Source organism: Methanoculleus sp., assembly GCF_035363275.1.
Lineage (GTDB): Archaea > Halobacteriota > Methanomicrobia > Methanomicrobiales > Methanoculleaceae > Methanoculleus.
In genome coordinates this window covers 25,610-50,119 of record NZ_DAOSET010000015.1, presented here as the reverse complement: position 1 = coordinate 50,119, position 24,510 = coordinate 25,610, and the positions used below count along the sequence as shown (strand labels likewise).

At 61.8% G+C, this 24,510-nt stretch carries 28 protein-coding genes and 1 pseudogene; 17 read left to right on the top strand and 12 right to left on the bottom strand.

Features of this window, described 5'->3' with window-relative positions; all coding sequences use genetic code 11:
• Positions 1-263 (top strand): annotated as a pseudogene (locus PLN84_RS04760) (TIGR03663 family protein); the annotation flags it as partial.
• A 315-nt stretch (positions 264-578) separates the two neighbouring features.
• On the opposite strand, the gene PLN84_RS04755 reads toward PLN84_RS04760, so the two are convergent.
• Both PLN84_RS04755 and PLN84_RS04750 read right to left on the bottom strand, forming a co-directional pair.
• Entirely contained in the window at positions 579-1,670 is a 1,092-nt protein-coding gene (locus tag PLN84_RS04755) for a hypothetical protein (RefSeq protein WP_348531944.1), read from the bottom strand.
• 9 nt (positions 1,671-1,679) lie between these two features.
• The gene (locus PLN84_RS04750) at positions 1,680-2,846 is read right to left on the bottom strand and encodes a tubulin/FtsZ family protein (protein ID WP_292559029.1); all 1,167 of its coding nucleotides are present in this window, start codon (positions 2,844-2,846) and stop codon (positions 1,680-1,682) included.
• 114 nt (positions 2,847-2,960) lie between these two features.
• On the opposite strand from PLN84_RS04750, the gene PLN84_RS04745 reads away from it, so the two are divergent.
• From PLN84_RS04745 to PLN84_RS04675, 15 genes are all read left to right on the top strand, one after another.
• Positions 2,961-4,193, top strand: a complete 1,233-nt coding sequence (locus PLN84_RS04745) for an NAD(P)/FAD-dependent oxidoreductase (RefSeq protein ID WP_292559028.1) — start codon at positions 2,961-2,963, stop codon at positions 4,191-4,193.
• Positions 4,186-4,905, top strand: a complete 720-nt coding sequence (locus PLN84_RS04740; RefSeq protein ID WP_292559027.1) for a dolichyl-phosphate beta-glucosyltransferase — start codon at positions 4,186-4,188, stop codon at positions 4,903-4,905. The genes PLN84_RS04745 and PLN84_RS04740 overlap by 8 nt, the downstream gene beginning before the upstream one ends.
• Positions 4,889-5,869 (top strand): lysylphosphatidylglycerol synthase transmembrane domain-containing protein, encoded by a 981-nt coding sequence (locus PLN84_RS04735; protein ID WP_292559026.1) that lies wholly within the window; start codon positions 4,889-4,891, stop codon positions 5,867-5,869. The genes PLN84_RS04740 and PLN84_RS04735 overlap by 17 nt, the downstream gene beginning before the upstream one ends.
• On the top strand, positions 5,859-7,859 hold the full coding sequence (locus PLN84_RS04730; RefSeq protein ID WP_292559025.1) for a DUF2298 domain-containing protein: 2,001 nt from the start codon (positions 5,859-5,861) through the stop codon (positions 7,857-7,859). The genes PLN84_RS04735 and PLN84_RS04730 overlap by 11 nt, the downstream gene beginning before the upstream one ends.
• A gap of 241 nt (positions 7,860-8,100) precedes the next feature.
• On the top strand, positions 8,101-8,469 hold the full coding sequence (gene rpl7ae, locus PLN84_RS04725) for a 50S ribosomal protein L7Ae (RefSeq protein ID WP_292385138.1): 369 nt from the start codon (positions 8,101-8,103) through the stop codon (positions 8,467-8,469).
• A gap of 10 nt (positions 8,470-8,479) precedes the next feature.
• The gene (locus tag PLN84_RS04720) at positions 8,480-8,689 is read left to right on the top strand and encodes a 30S ribosomal protein S28e (protein ID WP_011843564.1); all 210 of its coding nucleotides are present in this window, start codon (positions 8,480-8,482) and stop codon (positions 8,687-8,689) included.
• Positions 8,690-8,691: 2 nt separating this feature from the next.
• Positions 8,692-8,883 carry a 50S ribosomal protein L24e gene (locus PLN84_RS04715; RefSeq protein ID WP_292385140.1) on the top strand — a complete coding sequence of 64 codons (192 nt, stop codon included), beginning with the start codon at positions 8,692-8,694 and terminating at the stop codon, positions 8,881-8,883.
• Between the two features lie 6 nt (positions 8,884-8,889).
• On the top strand, positions 8,890-9,339 hold the full coding sequence (ndk, locus tag PLN84_RS04710; protein WP_292385141.1) for a nucleoside-diphosphate kinase: 450 nt from the start codon (positions 8,890-8,892) through the stop codon (positions 9,337-9,339).
• Between the two features lie 210 nt (positions 9,340-9,549).
• The gene (locus PLN84_RS04705; protein ID WP_292385143.1) at positions 9,550-10,203 is read left to right on the top strand and encodes an NAAT family transporter; all 654 of its coding nucleotides are present in this window, start codon (positions 9,550-9,552) and stop codon (positions 10,201-10,203) included.
• A complete protein-coding gene (locus tag PLN84_RS04700) occupies positions 10,200-10,406 on the top strand; it encodes a hypothetical protein (RefSeq protein WP_292385145.1) in 207 nt (68 codons plus the stop codon). Before PLN84_RS04705 ends, PLN84_RS04700 begins: the two co-directional genes overlap by 4 nt.
• Entirely contained in the window at positions 10,403-11,200 is a 798-nt protein-coding gene (locus PLN84_RS04695) for a nitrilase-related carbon-nitrogen hydrolase (RefSeq protein ID WP_292385148.1), read from the top strand. The genes PLN84_RS04700 and PLN84_RS04695 overlap by 4 nt, the downstream gene beginning before the upstream one ends.
• A 9-nt stretch (positions 11,201-11,209) precedes the next feature.
• Positions 11,210-11,953 carry a metal-dependent hydrolase gene (locus tag PLN84_RS04690; protein ID WP_292385150.1) on the top strand — a complete coding sequence of 248 codons (744 nt, stop codon included), beginning with the start codon at positions 11,210-11,212 and terminating at the stop codon, positions 11,951-11,953.
• A gap of 63 nt (positions 11,954-12,016) precedes the next feature.
• Positions 12,017-13,222, top strand: coding sequence for a threonine synthase (gene thrC, locus PLN84_RS04685; RefSeq protein ID WP_292385152.1), 1,206 nt, complete (start codon positions 12,017-12,019; stop codon positions 13,220-13,222).
• Positions 13,162-13,776 (top strand): DUF5803 family protein, encoded by a 615-nt coding sequence (locus PLN84_RS04680; RefSeq protein ID WP_292385154.1) that lies wholly within the window; start codon positions 13,162-13,164, stop codon positions 13,774-13,776. Before thrC ends, PLN84_RS04680 begins: the two co-directional genes overlap by 61 nt.
• Positions 13,773-14,348, top strand: coding sequence for a LysE family transporter (locus PLN84_RS04675; protein WP_292385155.1), 576 nt, complete (start codon positions 13,773-13,775; stop codon positions 14,346-14,348). Before PLN84_RS04680 ends, PLN84_RS04675 begins: the two co-directional genes overlap by 4 nt.
• Here the strand turns inward: PLN84_RS04675 and PLN84_RS04670 are convergent.
• The 4 genes from PLN84_RS04670 to PLN84_RS04655 are packed head-to-tail and all read right to left on the bottom strand — an operon-like array spanning position 14,323 to position 17,191.
• Positions 14,323-15,231, bottom strand: coding sequence for a thiamine pyrophosphate-dependent enzyme (locus tag PLN84_RS04670; RefSeq protein WP_292385158.1), 909 nt, complete (start codon positions 15,229-15,231; stop codon positions 14,323-14,325). The two genes, PLN84_RS04675 and PLN84_RS04670, sit on opposite strands and share 26 nt — an antisense overlap.
• A complete protein-coding gene (locus PLN84_RS04665; protein ID WP_292385160.1) occupies positions 15,232-16,386 on the bottom strand; it encodes a transketolase C-terminal domain-containing protein in 1,155 nt (384 codons plus the stop codon). It lies immediately after the preceding gene.
• On the bottom strand, positions 16,386-16,646 hold the full coding sequence (locus tag PLN84_RS04660; RefSeq protein WP_292385161.1) for a 4Fe-4S dicluster domain-containing protein: 261 nt from the start codon (positions 16,644-16,646) through the stop codon (positions 16,386-16,388). The genes PLN84_RS04665 and PLN84_RS04660 overlap by 1 nt, the downstream gene beginning before the upstream one ends.
• A complete protein-coding gene (locus PLN84_RS04655) occupies positions 16,646-17,191 on the bottom strand; it encodes a pyruvate ferredoxin oxidoreductase subunit gamma (RefSeq protein WP_292385163.1) in 546 nt (181 codons plus the stop codon). Before PLN84_RS04655 ends, PLN84_RS04660 begins: the two co-directional genes overlap by 1 nt.
• 227 nt (positions 17,192-17,418) lie before the next feature.
• Between PLN84_RS04655 and PLN84_RS04650 the strand changes: the two genes are divergently transcribed.
• On the top strand, positions 17,419-17,985 hold the full coding sequence (locus PLN84_RS04650; RefSeq protein WP_292385164.1) for a hypothetical protein: 567 nt from the start codon (positions 17,419-17,421) through the stop codon (positions 17,983-17,985).
• Positions 17,986-18,000: 15 nt separating this feature from the next.
• On the opposite strand, the gene PLN84_RS04645 is transcribed toward PLN84_RS04650, so the two are convergent.
• From PLN84_RS04645 to PLN84_RS04620, 6 genes are read right to left on the bottom strand one after another with little or no spacing between them, the layout of a single operon-like run.
• Positions 18,001-18,852 (bottom strand): ATP-binding cassette domain-containing protein, encoded by an 852-nt coding sequence (locus tag PLN84_RS04645; RefSeq protein ID WP_348531943.1) that lies wholly within the window; start codon positions 18,850-18,852, stop codon positions 18,001-18,003.
• Positions 18,845-19,795: an ABC transporter ATP-binding protein gene (locus PLN84_RS04640; RefSeq protein WP_348531942.1), complete on the bottom strand. Its 951-nt coding sequence runs from the start codon at positions 19,793-19,795 to the stop codon at positions 18,845-18,847. The genes PLN84_RS04645 and PLN84_RS04640 overlap by 8 nt, the downstream gene beginning before the upstream one ends.
• The gene (locus PLN84_RS04635) at positions 19,792-20,613 is read right to left on the bottom strand and encodes an ABC transporter permease (RefSeq protein WP_292385169.1); all 822 of its coding nucleotides are present in this window, start codon (positions 20,611-20,613) and stop codon (positions 19,792-19,794) included. Before PLN84_RS04635 ends, PLN84_RS04640 begins: the two co-directional genes overlap by 4 nt.
• Positions 20,606-21,586 carry an ABC transporter permease gene (locus PLN84_RS04630; RefSeq protein WP_292385170.1) on the bottom strand — a complete coding sequence of 327 codons (981 nt, stop codon included), beginning with the start codon at positions 21,584-21,586 and terminating at the stop codon, positions 20,606-20,608. Before PLN84_RS04630 ends, PLN84_RS04635 begins: the two co-directional genes overlap by 8 nt.
• 58 nt (positions 21,587-21,644) lie before the next feature.
• Positions 21,645-23,459 (bottom strand): ABC transporter substrate-binding protein, encoded by a 1,815-nt coding sequence (locus PLN84_RS04625; RefSeq protein WP_348531941.1) that lies wholly within the window; start codon positions 23,457-23,459, stop codon positions 21,645-21,647.
• 2 nt (positions 23,460-23,461) lie between these two features.
• Positions 23,462-24,376: an argininosuccinate synthase gene (locus PLN84_RS04620; protein WP_292385173.1), complete on the bottom strand. Its 915-nt coding sequence runs from the start codon at positions 24,374-24,376 to the stop codon at positions 23,462-23,464.
• Positions 24,377-24,510 lie beyond the last annotated feature (134 nt).

The window sequence follows — 24,510 nt, the reverse complement described above, 5'->3', positions numbered from 1 at the left end:
GCGCCTCTAAACTCGCGTATTACAGCCAGAAGGTGAGCGAGCCGACGATATACGGCGGGGACTTTGACCTTGTGCTCACCCACGATGGCGATACCTACCCGACCCTGGAGGGCTACGTGAAGGAGACGAGCCGGCTGAACTACTGGTTCTCGTACGATGAGAACAAAGAGAGGCTGCTTGAGTACTACTTCCTGCGTGATGGGAAGTCGGGGAGCAGAAACCTCGAGGTATTCTCGAGAGTCCCCGCAGGGACAACCGCATAGAGAGCGTGGACCAGCGATTCTTTTTTGCAGATTTAACCGCCCCCGGATGGGGGCGGGGGCCTCCTGCCCGTTTTCACCGTGAAGAAGGCGTTCTCAGCACCGGGAACTTCCCTGACCTATTGATCGCCTGGAATATCAAGAGCGTGAGCACTGAAGGTTATGAGGGAGTTAGCCCCACGCCAGGCAAACCTCAGGAGACCCGGATAACGATAGAGCACCGTCCCGGGAGAAGCAGTACAGCAGGCACCCCCAGAGGAACACCGGGGGGAGATGGAAAGATAGAGGGATGTGAAAAAAGAGGGCTTGTCGCCGGGGTTAACCGAGCTCGTCCCAGCCGCTCTTCTTCCGGTAGAAGACAACGCCCACGACAACGAGGACAAGGATGACCCCGACACCGATGTAGAGGAGGAGGTTACCGCCGAAGTTGAACCCCTCGCCGATCTTCTCCTTCAGGTTGTTCGCATCGGTCAAAGCCTCGTTCGCCTTACTCAGGCCGTCAGCCGCCTTCGAGCGTGCCAGCGGATAATTTTTGGCATTCAGATTATCCTGCGCCTGGGAATAGAACTGGACTGCGCTCTCGCGCTTGGTCATGATGGCAACCACCTGCGGGTCGCTCGCCATCGAGCGGTTCTCGACAAAGTAGGTGATCATACCATCGAGAGACTCGATCGTCGCGCCGGTGTCGGCGACCGCTTTTTCAGCCCATACCTTATCAAGGAGCGCAATTCCCTCGTCGATATCAGTCTTGGCGGTGGCGATGTAACTCGCCGCCTGTGACGGACTTGCCGACGCGGCGCTGGTGAGCGCCTGGCTCGCGGCATTGTATTCGGCCTGGACGGCGGTGACATCCACACCCTGTGCGGATTTTTCGTCGATATCGGCCTTCAGGTCCTTGAGCCGCTGCTGCTGGGCGGAGAGGGAACCCGCGACCTGGGCCGAACCCACGACGTCGCGGGTCATAAGGTATTCATCCTCCACAGTCTTGTCCCTGAAATGTTCAAGCTTGACGACCTCTAACTTCCCGGTTGAGGTTGTGGGCACGGTACCGCGCAGCTGAACATCGAGCTGGACTTCACCACTGTAACCCACATCGAACTCCAACAGGGTCTGGTAGGGACCTCCTCTTGTGGGGATGACTATATCCGGATAACCCTCACGCCGGATTTTGAAATCCCAGGCAGGTTTTTGCAGCCCGGTACTGAACTCGAATTTTTCATCGTCCATGTAGGTACTGCCTGTGGAGAGCATCCTATAAGAGAACACATAGTGCGTGTTCACGCTCTGACCGGGTTCGAGAACGTCGCTTTCGGGTTTTATCTCTTCTTTGATGACGTCGAATGCCGACGCCACCTGCACGACACAGACCAGTGCCAGCAGGAACATGATCCATCTGATGTTTGCTTTCATTGCGTCTCCTCACTCAAACAGTGGCTCTATGCCGTCATCAAACATGGTTGAACGCTTTTCCTTTGATTTCAAGACATCTTCCTTCGTAGCCTTTGCAATTTCGAGAAGGTCGGTGATCCGGGGGGCGTTCCCGATCGTCGCAAGGACCACCACTGCAGCGACGTAATCGCTCTGCACCGGATAGTCCCCGCCACGCACCTCGACGCCCGCAATGTTCTCCTCCACCCAGCTCTTCGACTTCTCGACGCCCTTCCGGTCCATCTCGTCCGGCGGGCCTGCAAGGAGAACAAGCCCCCGCTCCGCCGTCGAGTAGTCGCACGGGAGGGTGAGGCGCCCGAGCATGGCACGCCTGACGAGAGCGATAATCTTCGCCGACTTGTCTTCCCCGGTCAACACCTCCTCGGTCTTCTCCTTCTTCCGCCGAAGGCCTGAGAAGAACCCCTGATTCTGTTTCGTGCGCGGGCTGACCTTCTCGCTGATGGCGTATCCGATGGTGCTGATACCGCCGCCGCGCAAGGTGTTGATGACCTCGCTTGAGTCCACGACCATCTCACCGATGCCTGCCTTGCCGACCTCGCCTGCACGGAAGAGCACCCCGAACCGCCGGACAATCTCGTCGTTCAGCCGGTTGTAGGCATCTTTGACGCTCTCACCCTCGTTCTTCCAGGCGCTGTTGTCAAAAATGAAGGTGTTATCCGCCTCGTTCACCAGGGTGCTCAGGGAACGGGCTGCGTTATACGAGTAGAGTCTACCTTCCTCGGGAGCAGGCAGGATGCCGATCGCATAGACCGGTTCCCGGTAGATACGCTTCAAGTGCCGGGCCAGGACCGGCGAACCTCCGGAACCCGTTCCCCCGCCGAGACCCGCGATGATGACGAAGGCATCGACATCGTGCGTCCCCCTCGAGTCGATCGCGTTGATGATCGCGTCAATCTCATCGGCGGTAACCCGCGCCCCGGTTACGTTATCGGTCCCGACACCGTGACCTTTAACCACCGTCTGCCCGATCAGGAGCCGGTCCTTCAATTCGATATTTTTGAGCCCCATCAGGTCCGTGCGTGCCGTGTTTACAGCGATTCCCCTGAAATTCTGGGTCTGCATTCGTTTATCCTGTTCGATGAACATATCAACGATTTTGCCCCCAGCCTGACCGAATCCTATGAAGAAGACCCTCATTCAGCTTCACACCCTCATATTGCCTAATCAATAATATCGACGTTTATGTATAAAGACGTTGTATACTTTATAACTCAAAAGTGTTCTTATAATTTTCAGACATAATGGTGAGCGATGAAGATCTGCATTGCGGGGGGAGGGGTATCCGGTCTGGTCTCGGCTCTCGAACTTGCCGGAACACATCAGGTAGATCTCTTTGAGCGAGGGCCTGCCCTGGGTGGCTGCCTCGGTTCGTACCGGATCGACGATTACTGGATCGAGGAGTATTACCACCATTGTTTTGCCGGCGATACCAGTCTCCTCGGCCTTTTTGATACGCTGCAGGTGACCGATCGGCTGGAATGGCTCCGTGGGTCCACCGGCTACTACGTCGACGGGACCATCCACCCGCTCACCACCCCGACCGAGATCCTGCGCTATCCCCACCTCACATTCACCGAGAAGGCCCGCCTCGGCCTGCTGACCCTGCGGTCCCGGCGGCTCGACGTCTCGGCGCTCGACGGGATAACCGCGAAGGATTTCATCCTCGATAACCTCGGCCCCGGCATCTATACCTCGTTCTTCGAACCGCTCTTGAAGAGCAAGTTCGGGGACCGCCGCGGCGAGGTCTCCGCGGCCTGGCTCATATCCCGTATCGCGATCCGGTCGGACCGGGGTGCCGGGGGCGAGCGCCTGGGCTACCTGAAGGGGGGCTTCCGGCACTTCATAGCGCGGCTTGAAGAAGAGGCGACGGGACGGGGCGCCTCGATCGTGCTCGACTCCCCCGTCGAGAAGATCCGACGGAAGGGCGACGGCTGGCTTGTCAACGGCGAGGCCTACGACTGCGTCGTATCGACACTCCCGCCGCAGGTGACCGGGGACCTCGCCGGTCTCGATATCGCCCCGGTGCCCTACCAGGGGGCCGCCTGCATGACCCTCGCACTCGACCGGGATGTGACCGACGGCATATACTGGCTGAATATGAAGGATGCGGCCCCCTACGGCGCGGTAGTCTCGCACACCAATTTTGCCCCGCTCGCGTGGTACGGCGAGCATATCGTCTACCTTGCATCCTACTTCACCGGTCGGCTCCCGGAGGGCTTTGAGCAGTCGATGCTCAACGATTTCCGCAGGCGATTTTCCGTCAGCGAGAGCGAGGTACACTGGCACCGGCTCGCCGTCGACCCGTACGCAGGTCCGGTCTACACGACCGGGCTCCGGGATCGCCTGCCCGCCTACGAAGAGCACGGGCTCTTCCTTGCCGGGATGTTCAGCCCCCCGAACTATCCCGAGCGGAGCATGAACGGTTCGGTCGTCGCCGGAGAGGAAGTGGCAAAACGGGTTCTCGCGAGGTTCCCGGATGCGTGAGACCGAGGTGAGCGCCGTCCTGCCGGTCTACAACGACCGGGTGGCGCTCAAGACCGCCATACCGCGGTCGCTTGAGGTGCTGGAGACGATCGCACCCGGGCGGTTCGAACTGATCGTCGCCGAGGATGGGAGCAGCGACGGAAGCACCGAGTTCGTCAGGGAGTATGAGGCAAAAGACCCCCGAGTTCGCCTGCTTCATTCCGACGAGCGGCTCGGCCGGGGTCGGGCGCTCAACCGTGCGTTTACGGGAGCAGAGGGATCGGTCGTCTGCTACTACGACGTCGACCTCGCCACCGAGATGCGGCACCTCGCAGAACTGATCGGCGCCATCCGAGATGGCTACGATATCGCAACAGGCTCCCGCCTCCTCCCCGAGAGCAATATCAACCGGAGCGGCGGACGGGAGATAGCGAGCCGCGGCTACAACATGCTCGTCCGGACGATCCTCGGGAGTTCGCTCCACGACCACCAGTGCGGGTTCAAGGCGTTCCGTCGTGACCGCCTTCTCACCCTGCTCCCGTCGGTGACCGCGGGTCACTGGTTCTGGGACACCGAGGTGCTGGTGCGGGCACAGAAGAGCGGCTACCGGGTACAGGAGTTCCCCGTGCAGTGGCGGCAGGGAGCGGGGACGACTGTCCGAAGAAAAGACGTTGTCGAGATGGGATCGGCGATTGTGCAACTCTGGTGGCGACTTCATGTGGAAGAAGGTTAGCGCCATCGTCATCCCCACCCTGCTCGCGGTCGGGATCGTCGTCTACATGCTCTACCGCGTATGGGACGACCTCCTGTTGACGCTCGAACACGCCGTGATACCCTTCCTCTTTGCCGCTGTCGGGATCTGCGTCGTTGCCTGGGTCCTTCGCGGGTTCAGGTACCAGTTCATCCTGCAGGGGCTTAACATCAGGAAAAGCCTTGGGTTCTCGACCGCCTGTATCTTCATCTCCCAGACGGCGAACCTCATCGTTCCTGCACGCCTCGGCGACTTTGTGCGGATGCTCATCTTGAAGCACGAGGGCGATGCCACGTACTCACAGGGGTTCTCGTCCCTCATCGTCGAGCGAGTCTTCGATATCCTGATGATCGCGGTCCTCGGCGCCTTCGCGCTCCCGTTCATCCTTGCCGTCCTCGCCGTCCCCGACTGGTTCATCACGGTCATCATCGTCCCCCTCGTTGCAGGAGGCATCTTCTTTATCGTTCTTCTCTGGTCGGGCAGGCTGAAGTCCGAGAACCGGATCGTCGTCATCATCCAGAGGATGCTCGATGAAGTGAAACAGGCCTCCCTCAACCCACGGTCCCTTGCCGCGCTCAGCGGCACGTCGCTCCTCATATGGCTCGTCGACGTGCTGGTCTGCTTTGCGGTCGTCCTGATGTTCCAGGAGCCGGTCCCGTTCGGTGTCGTCGTCCTCGCGATCGTCATCGGCAACCTCGTCAAGGCGGTCCCGATCACCCCGGGCGGGATCGGAACCTATGAACTCGCGCTCGCGCTGACCCTGGGCCTCGCGGGGACACCGGCAGCCACGGCAACGCTGATCGCGGTCATCGACCACCTGATCAAGAATCTGGTCACGCTCATCGGGGGCGTCGGATCGATCTATTACTTCGGTGACTGGTCGATGGATCTCTTAAAGAAGGTTTTTTCCAGGGAGATCGAGACGGAGGAGACATTTGGCGGGTGAGTTCATCATCCCGGTCCTGTTCTGGCTTGCGGTCGTCAAACTGCTCCAGCTCGGCACCTGGCCGGCGCTCGACCGCACCCTCGGCAGCCTCGCGGCCGCCGCCGCATACCCGGCATCGGTCCTCCTCTTCACGCTCGGATCCTGGTATTGCGGTCTTCTGGGCCTTCCGGTCTGGCTCGCCCTCCTGCCGTTCCTCGCCGCGATCGTCCTCGCCGGAGCGCGGGGGTTCTACGGGAGGGAGCGCCTGCGATCGGCACTCACCTGGGACCTCGCCTTCCTGATCCCCTTCCTCTTCATGCTCGAGGTGCGCTGGATTAACCCGACCATCTCCTACGCCGAGAAGTTCATGGACCACGCCATCCTTGCGTCGATCATGCGGCAGCCCATCATCCCGCCGCTCGACCCCTGGTACGCGGGGGGGACATTGGACGTCTACTACTACATCGGCTACTGGATGAGCGGGGTGCTCGGGCTCACGGCCGGCGTACCGTCGATGGTCACGTTCAACCTCGTCCTCCCGACCGTGCTCGGCGTTGCCGTCGTCTCGCTCTACGCCCTCGGACATCTGCTCCTCGAGCGCTACCGGTGGCTCCCGGTGCTCGCGCTCTTCATCCCGAATCCATCGGCAATTTATCTTACTATAAGCGGGGCCTCGTGGTTTGACGTCCTCTGGGGGAGCACCAGGACAATCACAAACACCATCAACGAGTATCCCCTCTTCTCGATGCTCTGGGGCGACATGCACCCGCACGTCATGAGCTTATTCAACCAGGGGTTCCTGCTCTTCCTCCTGGTCTTCGCCTACATGCGGTGGGGAACCCTCTCGATACGGGGGCGGGCACTCCTCTGCGGGCTTGCCGCCCTCTCTCTCGGATCCATGCCCGGGTTCAACTCCTGGGACGTGCTGGTCTATGCCCCGGTCACGCTGGTCTTCGGCCTTCTGGTCTGGCAGCGTTACGGCAACCTCGGATGGGACAGGGAGAAGTCCTGGATGATGCTTGCAGCGGTGCCGCCGCTCGCGATCGTAACATATCTCCCGTTCTACCTGCAGCTCAACAGCCCCGGCATCGAGGGGATCGGGATCGTCCCGGTGCCTTCCGAACCCGTAGAGTTCCTGCTGGTTCACGGGTTCTTCCTCGCGGTCCTGGTCGCGTATTGCGCTCCCGATATCAGGAAGCGCCCCTACCTCCTCCTCGCCGCGGTGCCGTTCGTGCTCGCCGGCTACCCGGCCGCGGCCATCGCCGCCGTCCCGCTGGTCCACCTCCTTCTTCGCCGCCGGTTCTCGGCTATCGATACGCTCGCTATCCTCGGGCTCGCGATCGTCCTCGCGACAGAGATCGTCTACCTCGTGGACAACATGGGGGAGACCTACTTCCGGATGAACACGGTCTTCAAGTTCTACCTCCCTGCATGGATGCTGATAGGGACAGCGAGCCTCACCGTCATCGGAGAGTGGCTCCGGAGCGCCAGGATAGAACGCCGCATCCCGGCCGGGATGAAGAAAGGGTTGCCTGTCCTGGCCGTAGCGCTCCTCCTCGCCGCACCCTTCGCGATCAACATCGACTTCGGCTACGGGAGCCGGACCCTCGATGGTGCGGCATACCTTGAAGGCTCGCACCCGGGAGATGCGGCAGCGATCGCGTTCCTTCGGGACCTCCCCGGGGACCATATCATCGTCGAGGCAGAGGGCGGAGATTACACCTACTACTCCCGGGTATCGTCGTTTTCCGGGATCCCGGCAGTCATCGGGATGCCGTTCCACGAGTACATGTGGCGTGGGGATGAGGGGCGTGTAAGCCAACGGAGTGCTGACGTGCGGGCGATATACGAACAGCCGTCACGCACCGTCAACCTTGCGCGGGCCTACAATGCCACGCTCCTCTACGTGGGTGCCGAAGAGCACGACCGTTATACCGTCTCGGTCCCGGCAGAGGCGCTCGAACTCATCTACGACAGAGAAGGAGTTCAGATATACAGGATCCCTGCTTGACACTCTCCACGGCTAAAGCCGGGGGCTTGCTTGCACCCCTTGAACCCCGGATCTGTAATGCCGCCGGTGACCACGTTCATGCGGGCAGACACGAAAATGGCGGGACTGTACCCCGCTTTGCGGGGTCGAATGACAAACCTTTATCTCTCCTCCTATTGACATAATAGAGCGCATTCGATCAGCTACGCTACTGATGAATGATGACGGAGCAGCAGAGACCTGCTCCTGAAAGAGGCGAGTTATGGCAAAGGCATATGTAAAATTCGAGATTCCGGAAGAGATCCAGAATAAGGCCCTTGAAGCCCTTGAGATTGCGAGAGACACCGGCAAGGTGAAGAAAGGGTCCAACGAGGCGACAAAAGCAGTCGAACGGAACATCGCCCAGCTGGTTCTTATCGGTTCGGACGTTGAGCCTGAAGAGATTGTAATGCATCTGCCGCCGCTCTGTGAAGAGAAACAGATTCCTTTCGTCTACATCACGAAGCAGAACGATATCGGCTCCGCCAGTGGTCTTGAAGTCGGCTCGGCAGCCGCCGCTATCGTTAAGTCCGGTAAGGCAAAGGATCTCGTCGACGAGATCGCGAAGCAGATTGCTGCACTGAGAGCGTGAGGGACAAATTATGGCAAACGACGGAACGCCCGCAGAAGTTATCGAGATCATCGGCATGACCGGTATGCATGGCGAAGCCCAGCAGGTGAAGTGCCGGGTCCTCGACGGTCCGAACAAGGGGCGGATCATCACCCGCAACACCGTGGGTCCTATCAGGGAGGGAGACATTCTCTCGCTGCTCGAGACCGAACGTGAGGCCAAGAAACTCTCGAGGCGGTAACCATGGTCGATAAATATGTCTGCAGTTTCTGTGGAGAGACCCTGGAACCCGGCACCGGCAAGATGTTCGTCAAGAGGGACGGGACCATCTACTACTTCTGCAGCACCAAGTGCCAGAACAACTACAGGCTCGGCCGGATACCGCGCCGCGTGGAGTGGACCGCGGCCGGACGCAAAGCCCGCGGCAAAGAGTGATCCGGCATGGATCGCTCCTTTGTGATGGTCAAGCCCGACGGCGTCCAGCGCGGACTCGTCGGGGAGATCGTCTCCCGGTTCGAGGCCAAGGGACTCAAGCTCGCAGGAGCGAAACTTGAGCTCCTCCCCGAGGGACGGGTCATTGAGCAGTACCGGGAACACCTGGAGAAGCCTTTCTTCCCGGGCCTGAAAGCCTACATCATGAGCGGACCCTGCTTCCTGATGGCCTGGGAGGGCAAGGGTGCAGTCGCGGTCGTCCGCAGCATGATCGGCGCCACAAACCCCGCCGAGGCTGCACCGGGTTCCATCCGCGGCGACTTCGCTCTCGACATCGGCCGGAACGTGATCCACGCATCCGACTCTCCCGAGAGCGCCGCCCGTGAGCTCGGCATCCACTTCGCACCCGGCGAACTGGTCGATTACCCGAAGATCGACGAGTCCGTCCTCTACGAGTGAGTGCCGGCGGAAAAACAACTTTTTTATCGGTTCCGCGTGAGAGCAGGGCACCGCAAGCCGCCACGGGAGTACCCTCAGTGCTCACTCTGCACCGTCGGGACCTGCAGCGAAAAAAACCCTCACCAACGTGGGTTTCCAGAGAAACGGATCGATCGTCCTGTCCGCAAACCACAAGTGCTAATATCGGACCTGTCGCATACCTGATCGCGAATGGCGGATCTCCTGAGTTTTGTGCTGCTGAGTTTCTCTTCGGTCATCATCGTAGTGAACCCGCTCGCAGCCACCCTGATCTTCGTCTCCCTCACCGGCACGATGGACCAGGCAGCGAAGCTCAAGGTCGCGCGTGACGCGAGCCGGTTCGCCCTGATTATCCTGTTGATATTCACCGTCGCAGGCGGCTGGATCCTGCAGCTCTTCGGCATCTCCATCGAAGCGTTCCGTATCGCAGGCGGCCTCCTCCTCTTCGGGATCGGTATGGACATGGTCTATGCAAAGACCTCACGGACGAAGATGACCGCCACCGAGAAGTACGAAGGACAGGACACGGACGATATCGCCGTCATGCCACTTGCGGTTCCGATGATCACGGGACCCGGCGCAATCGCTTCCGTGATCGTACTGATGAACGAGGCGATGGTGATGAGCATCGCCGCAATCGCCATCGTGCCGCTCGCCGCAGTCACAGCTGTCGGGATCACTTACTACATGATGCAGAACTCCGAGATCATCGTCCGGCGCATCGGCCAGCGGGAGTTCCGTGCCGTCAACCGGCTGATGGGTATGCTCCTGATTGCGATTGCGGTCCAGTTCATCCTCATCGGGATCAGATCTGCGTTCCCCATACTCACCGGAGGTCCCACATGACACCGGATCGTGCGCTCACCGGGGTGGTCCTGGTCGGCAGTTGCCTCATTGCAGGCGGGATCCTCATCGGAGCAGAGATATTCGCGGTCGATCTCCCGTTCGCCCCGTACGTCATGGTGACACTCGCCACGCTCGTCGTTCTCGGCGCTGCCGCGCTCGTCCTCTCCTGCCTGGAACGGGACGAGAGTCCATCCCGACAATGACGAAGATAGCGCTCGCCCAGGTTGCCGGCGGCCGGGGCGGTCCGGCCGCGGTGCTTGATGCGGCCGGTCGGATCGTCGAGGAAGCCGCAACGGCTGGAGCGTCGCTCGTCTGTTTTCCCGAGCAGTTTGTGACCGGGTGGTCCCCGAAGATGCCTCCCGGGTCCGGAGAACCCCTGGACGGCCCGCTCAGCGCCGCATTCGGGCAGATGGCGCAAGAGAACGGCATCGCGGTTGCAGGATCGATCGTCGAAGCGGCGGGCGGGCGTCGCCCCAGAAACACCGTCGTCGTGCTCGATGCAGGCGGCGAACCCCTCGCCGATTACGCAAAGACTCACCTCTTCTCTCCTGACGGGGAAGACTGCAACTACACTGCAGGCGACCGCATCGCCACCTTCGCCGCCGGCGGGACGACGTTCGGGCTTGCCGTCTGCTACGACCTCCGGTTCCCGGAACTCTTCCGGATCTACGCGCTCGCCGGGGTCGAGTGTATGCTGGTACCGGCCGCGTGGCCCTGCTGCCGGCTCTCCCACTGGGAGACCCTGCTCCCTGCACGGGCTCTCGAGAACCGGTATTACGTGGCCGGGATTAACACGGCCGGTGGGCCGGGCGAAGCCTACTGCGGGGGGTCGCTCGCTGCCGATCCGGACGGTGCCGTCATCGCCCGGTGCGGGGCCGGCGAAGAACTCCTCATCGTGGAACTCGATCCTGCGGCGGTTCATGAGGCACAATCTGCGCTTCCTTCACTTTCGGACCGCAGAAGCGACCTTTATCACAGACTACTCTCTAAATTGTAGAGATATTCCATGCGGGGTGACCAGCACGTATCTCTCAGTCTCGCGACAGCGGGGCTCTTCATCGCTCCCTGGGTCACCGTCCTCGACCCGGTCCTGAGCGCCGTCCTCCTCTTCGGCGTCTTCGTCGGATCGCTTGCACCGGACGCTGATGCCGCCGATGCGGCGATATTCAACGGCCGAATCGGTGGGATGAAAGGGAAGAGGGGGCAGGCCTTAAACGGCGTTGCAGTGGTACTTCCGATCTTCGGCTATACCATCAGGTATCTCATCTACTACCCGCTCTCCCTCATCTTCTCGCTGCTCCTCCGGAAGAGTTACCAGCACCGGCACCGGGGGCTGCTTCACTCGTTTTCGGGCGTCGGGTTGACCTCTCTGATCCTCTCCGGCTACCTGGCCCTCATCCTCACCTGGCTTGGGTGGCCTCTCGCGCTCCTCCCCGCGTTTGGGGGCGCATTCTTTGCAGGGTGCGTCCTTCACCTCATGGAGGACACCTGCACCCCGGCCGGCGTCGCCTGGCTCTACCCCTTCTCCCGGCGGCGGATGGCGGGCCGCGTCCGGACACAGGGAGATTTTGAGGTGCGACCGGTGGCTTTCACCATCGTGCTCGTGTCAGCGGCGGCCGGTCTGCTCATCACACCGTTCGTGACCCCCGTACCACTGGAGGCTCTCAGGCTTCTTGCGCTCGTCGGAACTCCACTCCTCTGGCTGCTCTTCATGCTCATCTGCCGCGCAAAACCGCAATGTCGCCGATGAAGCGCTCCTGTCCCGGTCCCGGATACCATATCTATACGTATCCAGACGATCAACGATTTTTCCATGTACCGTCTCGTCTGCGTTCACTGCGGTGCGACCTACACACCGGACCAGATCATCTATACATGCAACCGCTGCGGACACCTGCTGGCCGTCGAATACGACCTGGACGGCATCGACGTCTCCCGGGAAGAATGGAACCGGCGCCCCCTCTCGGTCTGGCGCTACCGCGAGATCCTCCCGGTCCGGGGCGAACCGGTCTCTCTCCAGGAAGGAGGCACTCCGCTCTACCACCTAAAGAAGATAGGTGAAGAACTCGGTCTCCCCGAACTCTACGCCAAACACGAAGGGATGAACCCAACGGGCTCGTTCAAGGACCGCGGCATGACCGTGGGTGTCAGCATGGCCCGCGAACTCGGGATGACGAGCGTCGCCTGCGCAAGCACCGGAAACACCTCAGCAAGCCTCGCTGCCTACGCGGCGAAGGCCGGCATCCCCTGCGTCGTCCTCCTGCCTGCGGGAAAAGTGGCCCTCGGCAAGGTCGCCCAGGCGCTGATGCACGGTGCGCGGGTCATCTCCATCCGCGGCAACTTTGATCGAGCGCTCGAGATGGTACACGAGCTCTGCATCAGCCAGGGCCTTTATCTCTTAAACTCGGTCAACCCCTATCGCCTGGAGGGTCAGAAGACCATCGGGTTTGAGGCTATCGACCAGCTCGGCGGCGAGGTGCCCGACAGGATGGTCCTCCCGGTCGGGAACGCGGGCAACATCTCCGCGGTCTACAAGGGGCTTCGGGAACTCGAGGCGCTCGGGTTCATCGACCGGCTGCCGATGATGACCGGCATCCAGGCAGCGGGTTCACAGCCGCTGGTGAAGGCGATCAGCGAAGACCTCGATGAACTTATCCCTGAACCCTCGCCCGAGACCATTGCGACCGCAATCCGGATCGGCGCCCCGGTGAACGCGGAGAAGGCACTCGTCGCCGTCCGTGCCACCGGCGGGACGGCAGCGGCCGTGACCGACCAGGAGATCCTTGCCATGCAGCGAGATCTCGCGAGGAAAGAAGGCATCGGGGTCGAACCCGCCTCAGCAGCCTCGGTTGCGGGAATCCGGAAACTTGCCGAACTCGGCATGATCGATAAGGATGAGCGGATCGTCTGTGTGGTGACCGGTCATCTCTTAAAAGATCCTGAAACGGTGGTACGACAATGCGAGCCCCCCCTCGAGATCGACGCGGACCTGCACTCGTTGCTCTCTGCCTTGCGCTGATACTGACCTGCATCCCGGCGGCGGCCGAAGAGGCCACCTTCCGGGTGCTCCCCGGCGGCACCGCCTACGAGGCCTCGGTCCAGGTGACCGGCACCGAACACACGTTCTGGACCCCGGGTATGATGGGGGAACGGGTCCCGTTGCAGGTCGAGGAACTCAAGGTGCTCGGCCCCTCGGGCCCGGTCGAGTATCAGGAGGCGGGCCGGGGCGTCATCACCTTCCCGGATGGCAACTACACGGTCACCTACCAGGCCCCGGTGAGGGATAACCACTTTGTCGCGGCATTCAATACGCCGTACGCCGTAACCATCACCCTCCCCGAGGGGTTCGACGTCAGAAACCCGCTCATCGGCATGATCAGCCCCGGAGGGGTCGTCTCCACCGGGCCGAACGAGACAACGGAGATCGCCTGGGACCAGATTGCGGTCGCTGAGGTCCGTTTCTACACGCCCGACCGCGAGATCCTGCTCACTGCCTTCGGCACCATATGGCTCGTGGTCGCGCTCGTCCTGATCCTTCCTTTCCTTCTCTCGCGAAGGAGGAAGGATGGATGATCGAGATAGTCATCGCATCGTTCCTGATCGGGTTCTCCGGGGCTGCTTCACCAGGCCCCATGACCGCCTCGGTCCTCGGCCTCGGGTCGCGGCGGCCGGGGCCGTTCGTTGCAGGGCTGGTCGCGGGACACGGTATCCCCGAAGCGGTCATGGTCGTGGCTATAGCCTTCGGTGTCCGCGACGTTCCCTACATTGACCTCGTTGCCCTCCTCGGCTCGGGCGTCCTCATCGCGCTCGGTATCGGGCAGTTCCTCCGGGCGGGAGAAGCCGTCGTCGTGAAAGACGAAACCCCGGTACCGGTCGCCTTCGGGGTGGCCTGCACGCTCGGCAACCCCTACTGGTGGGTCTGGTGGCTCACGTTCGGCGTCGGTTTTCTCGCGCTCCACCCGTCGTTTGCCGCGTTCTACATCGGGCACATCGGTGCGGATATCGTCTGGCTCGGGCTCCTCGCTCTTGCAGTCTCACGGGGAGCGAACGTTCTCGGGCCCCATTACAAAAAAGTGGTCCAGGCGAGCGGACTCGCCATGGTGCTCTTCGGGTTGTACTTTATTCTGACGATCCTTTCCGCTTGATGTCGATGCCGAACCGCTCGGCATTTGCATCGGCGATCGCCTGGATATTCGCGATCACGCCGTCCTGCCGGGTGGGCTTGAAGAGGTGCCGGAAGCGCTTCTGTTTTGCGAGGTACTCCTCGACGGGTTTGCGCATCACCTTCTTCGCCTTCACCACCTCCCCATCGACCATCTCGTAGTTCACCCAGAGACCGGTCTCGATGGCAAGTTTAGCCATCGAGAGCGTCTCTCCGGACTCAAAACCCCATCCCGTGCAGCAGGGGGTATGTACCTGGATGTAGCAGGGCCCGGGGGTGTTAATCGCGCGCTCGACCTTCTGGACGAAGTCGTTTGGGTAGGCAATCGAGGCGGTCGCGACGTATGGCGCGCCGTGAGCGGCGAGGATCCTGGGCATATCCTTCTTCTGGTGCTGATTGCCGAGCGAGCACTTCCCTGCAGGACTCGTCGTGGTGCTCGCGCCGTAGGGTGTCGCACCCGACCGCTGGATGCCCGTGTTCATGTAGGCCTCGTTGTCGTAGCAGATGTAGGTGATGTCGTGACCCCGTTCGAAAGCGCCGCTGATGCAGAGCACCCCGATATCGAGCGTGGACCCGTCGCCGCCGATGCAGACGACCTTCTCACTGCGCCCCTGCTTCTTTAGCGAGGCCTCGATGCCTGATGCAACCGCTGCATTGTTCTCGAAGAGCGAGTGGATCCAGGGGACCCCCCACGCGGTCTCCGGATAGGGTGTGGAGAAGACCTCCATGCATCCGGTCGCGGCGGCGATGATGACATTCTTTCCTGTCGCTTTGAGAAGGAGCCGGGCCGCAAGCGCCGGACCGCACCCTCCGCACGCCCGGTGCCCGGCCGAGAGAAGCTCGCATCCCTGCTCTACTTCAGCCATTCAGAGCACCTCCGTGCGTAATCCATAAAACATGTCTCCTTTCCCCTTCTCGGCGAGGTCGACGACCGCAGCGATATCTCGCTTCCTCACATCGCGCCCGCCGAGGGCGATGATGTAGTCGTATACAGCCTGATTGGAACCGCTGAGTGCCGCTTTCACCTCGGTGCCGACCGCCCCCCCGCTGCCGAGCGATATGTTCTTGTCGAGTACCGCCACCGTCGAGACACCTTTGAGCGCATCCGCGATCTCCGGGGCAGGGAACGGCCGGAACATCCGGATGTTCAAGAGCCCCACTTTCTTGCCTGCGTCGCGCATCTCATCGACGGCGTCCTTTGCAGTACCGCAGATGGAGCCCATGGCAACAAGTGCGGTATCGGCGTCATCGAGGCGATACCCCTCCACGAGAGCAGAGTAATCCCTGCCGAACTGCTCGCCGAACTCGCGCCCCGCTTTCACGAACGCCTCTTTGGCACGATACTGTGCCTGATCGATCTCATACCGGAACTCGGTGTAGTACTCGGGCGTCGCATACATCCCAAAGCTCAGCGGCGCTTCAGCGTCCAGCCGCTGGTATGGGTTAAAGGCCGGCAGATAGGCATCCACCTCCTCCTGTGTGGGGAGGGCAACCGGCTCGTAGGTGTGCGAGAGGATGAACCCGTCGAAGCAGACGAACGCCGGGAGGAGGATGTCATGGTCTTCGCAGACTTTATACGCGATCATGTGGAGATCGGCAGCCTCCTGGTTGTCTTCCGCGTAAAATTGCAGCCATCCCGAGTCACGCAGGGATATCGAGTCCTGCTGGTCGTTCCAGATCGAGAGCGGCGCGCCGAGCGAGCGGTTCGCGATCGTCATCACGATCGGCTGGCGCATCCCCGCCGCGTTGAAACAGACCTCGAACATCAGGGCGAGGCCCTGGGACGTCGTTGCCGAGTAGACCCGGGAACCTGCCGCGCTCGCGCCGAGGCAGGCAGAGAGGGCCGAGAACTCGCTCTCGACGGTTATGTATTCAGCATCGAGTTCGCAGTTCGCCACCATCTGGGCAAGGTCCTCGACGATGTGCGTCTGCGGCGTGATCGGATAGGCTGCAATCACCTGTGGTCGGCACCGTTTCACAATCTCGGCCACCGCATGCGACCCTTCCATAAATTCCAGCATTATTTCTCCTCCTTCTCCATCCGGATCGATTTCTTCGGGCAGACTTCCTCGCAGATTCCGCAGCCCTTGCAGTAATCGAGGTCCGGCTCGAACGTGCCCTCCTCAGTCTCGCGGACGCACCCTTCCGGACATACCATGGCGCACATGCCGCACTTAGAGCATTTCTCAGGCTCAAAAACCGGTTTGAAAACCCTCCAGGCACCCGTCTTGTTCTCGAGCGCCCTGCCCGGCGGCGAGGCGCAGCCGACCCGTAGCGCCATCAGAGAGCACCCCCGACCAGGTTATATGCGCGCTCTGCTGCCCTGACGTTCTTATCAGCCATGCTCCCGGAGAACCGGCTGCGCAGTGCATGTTCGAGCGCTTCAAGCTTGATCTCGCCGGTGGCTGCAGCGAACGCGCCCATCAGGGTTGTATTGGTGATGGGCACGCCCAGTTCTTCGAGCGCGATGGTGGTCGCATCGACGGCGTAGACCTTCACGCCCTCCGGGACCCGGGCATCGAAGTCGGGCTTCTCGGTGTTGACGATGGCGATACCGCCTGCAGTCATGCCCTTGAAGACATCCACATCCCCGATCAGGGTCGGATCCTGCACGATGATGTAGTCAGGCTCGTAGACCTGGCTGCGCAGCCGGATCTTCTCATCACTGAAGCGGACGAACGCCTGAACCGGGGCACCACGCCGCTCCACGCCGAATGCCGGGAATGCCTGGGAATACACACCGCCCTCAAACGCCGCAAACGCAATGAGTTCGGCGGCGGTCACGGAACCCTGACCACCCCTGCCATGAATGCGTAACTCTCTCAAACAAAAACCCCCTTTAAATCTTAATGATTAATAATATAAATACCCCGGCACTCCGTCCGCAACCGCCCTGCGGATGCAACGCACCCAAAAAAAACGCAGAATCTCCCGCTCAATCCCGGGAGCGATCCTGCGCGTCAAAGCCTGCCGTAGTCTCGGCACCGATTAGAATCAATTCTATTAAATATAAGCCATTCACAAAACACAAATGTTAATAATTGGTGATTTCCGTGATAGAGAATCCTGTGATGGTATCCCGGGGCCTGGCGCCGATCTGCTGCATCCTCATCCTTGCCGCATTCTGTGTCGTGCCCGTCTGGGCAAACGATGCCGCCGTTTCCCGTGAGGTTGACCGCTCTTCGGTCCCGGTCGGCGACGAGGTTCTGGTGACGTTGTCGGTCGACAGCCTGAGCGTCGGCGGTGTCGTGGAGACGATACCGGAGGGTTTTGCGTTCCTTGAGACATCCTATCCGATGGAAAAATACGGCGTATCCGGACAGACACTGACGTTTGCGGTGATCGATGAGCGCGAGATCACCTACCGGGTCCAGGCAAAGACCGCCGGCTCCTGGACGTTTGCCGGGAGGTGGATCGATGCCGTCGACAAGACCGAAGACGCGATCTCTCCGACTGTGGTGAGCGTCGGATCCGGGGTAGCAGCAACCGGCGCAGCGCCCGCGGACGCCGGGCAGGCACCCGGCCCGACCAGTGCGGGAGGCGCGCCCTGGGTGGTCATCCCGGCCCTTACAGCCGCGGCCGTTGCTGCCGGCACGTACGCCGCACACAAGAAGCGGTGACCTGCCGGCCGTTCGTTACACCGTCTCTTCCACCCAGTGGCCCGACCGCACCTCGACCGTCGTCGGCGCCGCAGGGAGGGGCAGTCTCTCCAGAGATGCACAGGGTCCCGTAAGCGAGGCGTCAACGAGTCTCCGGGTGTAGGGGTGCGAGGGGCGATCGAGGACGTCGGCGGTCCTGCCGATCTCCACGATCCTTCCTTCCAGCATGACGGCGACGCGACTGCTCATCGCCCGGGTGACGCCGAGGTCGTGCGAAATGTAAAGGCAGGTCATGCGGTAGTCGTGCCCGAGGTCGCGGATGAGGTTGAGGATCTGGGCCTGGACGGAGACGTCCAGGGCCGACGTGGGTTCGTCGGCCACGAGAAACCTCGGTTTGAGAGCGAGAACGCGGGCAAGGACCACCCGCTGGTTCTGGCCGCCTGAGAGTTCATAGGGCCGGCGGTTCAGGTGCTCCTCGTTCAACCCCACCTCTTCGATCAGTTCCCGCACCCTTCGGTCGATATCGGCCCTGCTCCCCATCCGGTGGATCTTCAGGGGCTCGGCAACGCTCTCGCTGACCCGCATCCGCGGGTTGAGCGAGGCGTAGGCGTCCTGGAAGATCATCTGCATCCGTGGCCGGAAGCGCCTGAGTTCGCTCCGGGAGAGGGCGGTGACGTCGGTCCCGTCGACCACGATCCGGCCCCTGTCCGGCTCGACGAGGCGGAGGATCGAACGGCCGAGCGTCGTCTTCCCGCACCCGCTCTCGCCGACGAGACCGAGGGTCTCGCCCTCCTCGATCCGGAACGACACCCCGTCCACCGCCCGGACCACCCTCCGGCGGATGAAGCCCGTCGAGAAACAGGTCTCAAGATCAGTAACCTCAATCATAGAGCATACACCGTGCATAATGCCCGGACCCGACCTCGACGAGTCCGGGGTGTTCCCTGCTACAGTTCTCGACCGCGCAACCGCACCGGGGCGAGAACCGGCAGCCGGACGGCAGGGTGATGAGCGAGGGGGCCGAGCCAGGGATCGGCTGCATCCCCCGTTCCGGGAGGGAGGCGAGGAGACCCCGGGTGTACGGGTGGGCCGGATCCCCGAGGACCTCTTCCGCCCCGCCTATCTCGACGATCTCGCCTGCATACATCACCGCGACCCGGGTGGCGAGGTCTCCTGCGGTCTCGATGTCGTGGGTGATGAAGAGGACGGAGTGGTCCCGGTCGATCTCCGAGAAGAGGTCGACGATCCCCCGTTTGGTGACGGCATCCAGCCCTTTCGTGGGCTCGTCCGCGATGAGGAGGTTCGGACGGCACGCGAGCGCAGTGGCGATGAGCGCCCTCTCCCGCATCCCACCGCTGAACCGGTGGGGATACTCCCCGGCCATCCTGACCGGATCGGGTATCCCGACGGCGTCGAGCAGTTCCACCGCCCGCTGCCGGGCGTCGGGCCCGCTCAACCCCTGGTGGAGGGTGACCGCCTCTGCAATCTGGGTCCCGACCGTGTATACCGGGTTGAGGGAGGTCCCCGAGTTCTGGAGGACGATCCCGATCTCCCGCCCCCGTACCCTCTGCATCTCGGCCTCCGGAAGGGAGAGGAGATCGCGGCCGCGGTAGCGGATCTCCCCCTCGATGATGGTGTTGGGCTGGAGGAGACGAAGGATCGCCATGCCGAGCACGGTCTTCCCCGACCCGGTCTCGCCGATGAGACCGAGGGTCTCCCGCGGGTATATCTCGAGATCCACGGTATCGGAAGCCCGGACCAGCCCTTCCGGAGTGGGGAACCCTACTTTGAGCCCCCGGACTTCAAGGAGTGCGTCGCTCATCGCCGTCATACCCGCATCACCCGGAGTCTCGGATTGATCTCGTCTTCGCAGGCATACCCCAGCCACGCAAGAGCAAGAGAGATGAGCGTCACCGCAAGGCCCGGCGGGATCAGCCACCACCAGAGGCCGAGGATCATCGCCCCGTTCTGGCTCGCCCGGTTGATCATCTGACCCCAGTCCACGACGCTCGGGTCCGTGATGCCGAGGAATCCGAGGCCGATCCCGATCAGCATGAAGTGCTGGGCGGAGGTGACGAACTTGACGCCGGCCAGGGGGAGGACGCCCGGAAGGATATGTCGTGCCATGATGTAGCCGTCGCCGGCGCCGAGCGCTCTTGTCCCGACGACGAAGTCGGCGACCGCCAGGGAGAGGACCTGCGACCGGATCAACCGCACGCCCTGGAAACTACCTAAAAGACCCATAAGGACCGCGATCAGGTAGATCCCCGGCCGAAAGAACGTCGTGAGGATGAGCAGGAGCGGAAAGATCGGGATGGTCATCGCCACGTCGAGGAGGCGCATGACGGCTTCGTCGATCAGGCCGCCGTAGTACCCCGATACGATGCCGGCAGCCGTGCCGACGGTGACAGCGATGGCGGCTCCGACGAAGCCGAGGAGTAGCGTCGCCCTCGTGCCCCAGATGAGCCCGCTGAAGATGTCCTGGGCGAGGTCGTTCGTCCCGAGCAGGTGGTCCCGGTCGGGGGGGGAGAGCGGTGCGCCCGTGATCGCGTGAGGGTCATAGGGCGCGATCACCGGGGCCAGGAGAGCGACCGCACAGTATGCGAAGACGATGCCGAGGCTTGCGGCAAGGACGATCTTTTTATGCATCGTCACCCACCTGCACACGCGGATCGACGAGGGGGTAGATCAGGTCGGCGGCGATATTCGCCGCGATGACAAAGAGCGTGTCGATCAGCAGGATCCCCTGGAGCAGGGGGAGGTCACGGACGGCGAGGGCCTTGTAGGTGAGCATCCCGAGGCCGGGCCAGGAGAAGATCGTCTCGACGAAGATGCTCCCGGTGATCATGCCCGCGCACTCGAACGTGATCAGCGTCACCATCGGGAGCATGGCGTTCTTCAGGGCGTGCTTCCTGAGGATCATCAGTTCGTCGAGCCCCTTCGCCCTGGCGGTGGTGATGTAGTCTTCCCCGGCCGTCATGAGCATGGAGCTCCGCATGAGATAATAAGTCCCGGTCACCGAGAAGAGGAAGAGCGTCAGGACCGGGAGCACAGCGTGGTTTGCCACGTCGAGCGGATCGATCCCGGTGGTGAGGGCGCCGGTATCGACGTACCCCCCCAGCGGAAAGAGGTTGAGGTAGTAGGCGAAGATGATGAGGATCATGAGGGCGAGCCAGTACGAGGGGATCGCCCGGATGATGATCATACTGTTCAGGAGCGCGATGTCGGTCTTCGATCCGCGTCTCCAGCCCGAGTACGCGCCGATGCCGATGCCGGCAAGGGTGGCAAGGATCGTTGCCGGGAGGAGGAGGATCAGCGTCCAGACAAGTCTCTCGCCGATCACGGTGAGGACCGGAACCTTGTAGATGAAGGAGTATCCCCAGTTCCCCCGGAAGGCATCCAGAAGGTAGATGACGTACTGCTCCAGGATTGGTCTATCCAGACCGTATACATGGTTGAATGCTTCAACGACGTCCGGGGGGGCGTACCGGTAGATCGCCTCCAGGTACATGGTGATGTAGTCGCCGGGCATGAGACGGAGGAGGGCAAACATGATGGTCACGGCGATGCAGAAGGCTGCAAACGAGGTGATCAGCCGTTTGAGGAGGTATATGCCGTTCATGATAATGGCCAGGGGATCTGGTGAAAGGGGAGGGGACGAGGCCTGTACCGGCGAACGATCACGCCCTCAGCCCCACCTCGGCGCTCGCCGGTCTGATCTCGGAGAAGAGACGGATGTTCCCGCCGCCGCCGAGCAGGGCGGCGTCCCACCCGACGAACCGATCCGACCGGTAGGCCATGAAGGCGTCCTGGGAGAAGACCGGGATGCAGGGCACCTCTTCGGCAAGGATCTCCTGCAGCTCAAATCCGATCTCCTCCCTTTTATCGGGATCGGCCGTGCTCTTCAACTCGGTGATGAGCCCGTTGAAGGTCTCGTTGTCGAAGTGGTAGTAGTTCTCGCCGAGCGGGCTCCTCTGGAAGTTGTCCAGGCGGTCGATGTCTTCATGCCAGCGACCGGGCATGCCGTCGAAGTGAACGGCTGTCCTTGCGATCCAGTCCAGGTAGATCGAGTCGTCCACCTGTGGGGTCTCGACGATTCGTATACCGAGTTTCCCCTCCCAGTCCTCTTTGAGCACGGCCACGATCTTCTGGTCGACGGCGTTCGTGGACGCCTTGCCGGCGAGCGGGATCGTGATCTCGACCGGTTTTCCGTCGGGGCCGAGGAGAACCGGTCTCCCGTTCTCCTCGGTCAGGTTGAAGCCGGCCCGGGCGAGCTGCCTCTTCGCCTCCGCGATGTCGTAGGAGAACAGGCCGTTCGTCGCGGGGTTGACCTGGTCGCCGGCCAGGGCCGGGAGGAGGAAAACCGTCTCCGTCGGGCGGGCTCCCTCGCCGACCAGCCAGCACACCCGTTCCCGGTTCACGGCGTGAGACAGGGCGCGACGGAATTCCGGTATGGTTGCCGGGTAGACGTCGGACGTAAACGCCACCTCGAAGGCCTGTCCGCCCGAGGGGATCCGGCATATGCCGATGCCGGGGGCGTCCTTGAGGGCTTCGGCCTTTCTCGGGGACAGCCCGAACTCTCCGCTGATGAAATCCACGTCTCCTCGCCTGAGGGCAAGGATCTGCGCGTCTTCGTCTTCGTAGTTCTTTGTGACGACCTCGCGCACGTAGGGTTTCTCGCCGTGGTAGCCTTCATACGCCGTCACCTTCGAGAGGGTGCCGGGGATGGTCGATCCGTAGGCGAAGGGGCCGGTGCCGATATGCGCCGTGTCGATGTAGGTGGAAGGGAGATCGATATCCCTCCAGATGTGTGCGGGGAAGACCGCGATGCCCGGGCCGGTCGCGAGGGTCTCCGGGAAGAGCGGTGCGCAGGATTTCATGTGGAAGACGACCGTGTAGTCGTCCGGGCACTCGACTGATGCGACATTTTTAAAGATCGCCGAGTTCACCAGGTATGCACCGGCCCCCGGAGCGTCGGGGTTCCCGTGATCCCGGAAGTACTCGTAGGTGAACCGCACGTCCGCCGAGGTGAAGGGGGTGCCGTCGTGCCAGGCGGCGTTCCTGACGAGGTAGAACGTCCAGGTCATGGCGTCGTCCGAAGACTCCCACCTCTCTGCGAGCCAGCCGAGGTATTCCTTGGGTCCGCCCTCCTTCGGGCGGAGTTTTGTCACGAGACCCTCGTAGATGAGAGAGTCGGCGGGTACCCCTTTCTGGTCGATGTAACTTGTCGCCGGGATGAGGTATCTATCCCCCGCGACGGCGACGACCAGCTGTCCGTAGGGCAGGTGCAGGCTGTTGTGGGCGGCGAGGGAGAGTTCGTCCGCGCTGAGACGACCGGCGGTCAGGTGGTCAAGGATCGCCGTCGCGAGTTCTTTCTCCGAGACGACGGTGTCGCCGTCCGTGTCGCCCGGGATGCCCGCCGCCGCCGGTACGCAACAGGCAAGGAGGAGGACGGCACAGCAGACCAGGATCTTTTGTATGTAGCGTCCCGTCATGCTTATCCCTGCTTCTTATATCGGATTGACCAGAGCACGACACCGAGCAGGGCGAGCGGGCCCATAATACCTCCGGGGGCGAGCGGCTGCGTTGCGGTCTCCTGTGCCGGCGAGGCTCCGGCGGCGGGCTGCGCCTCTGCGGCGGCGGACCCCGGGGGCTCCTGGCTGTAGATCCTGACTTCACTCACCCATTTGGGGGAGGTGCCGGCGGTCGAGGGATAACTGCCGCCGTAGCTCCAGTATTTCTTGTCCCAGCATTCTTTCATGTCGGTGTTGCCGAAGATATGCCAGCCCCAGGGGTTCGTGGAGGTGTCGGCAAAGAAGATCAGGCGCATGCCGGCGACATACCCCGTATCGGGGTAGCCCTGGCCCTGCTCCTTTCCTTTCTCCGTATCGGGGCCGGAACCTTCGCCGCTGTACCAGCAGAGGACGACCGGGCCCTGGCGCGGGTCGGGTTCGTAGACGATCGAGTAGGGGAATATCTTTGTGAAACCATCCCTGCTGAAGGTCTTAATCTCGTCGCCCTCCCGGGCTCCGCCGATGTAGTTGCAGATGTCTCTGAGGTCGGTCCCCTTGACCGCCCCGAAGTCCGCCTTGTAGAGGATGCTCATCCTGACATCCTCGCCCGGGTTCCAGCCGTCGTAGGGTTTATCGGGGTGAACCTTCTCCCACTCCCCTTCGAAGACGGGGCCCTGGTGGTAGTAGCGGGTGACGCCGTCGCCCTGGACCGGGAGGTTCTTCTCCAGCCAGTGATAGTCGACGGTCGTCTCGTTTAAGATAGTTGTTCTGTCGTTTGCGTACTTTACGATGCGGAGCTCGGTGGTCCCCGTCTCCGCCGCCAGCACCGGTGCCGGCAGCACGAAGGCTGCCAGCATCAGCACCACAAGGGGTATAATAATTTTTTCCAATCGTCTCATAGGGGGTCAACTCGCGTCTGTCAGGCTTTCCGGATTTTGGTGCGCTCGATGAATATACTGGAATGCGTTATTCCCGAGTAAATATTTTCCCATTTACTTTGCAAAGATATAAATTACGTTAATTTTAAGTAAAC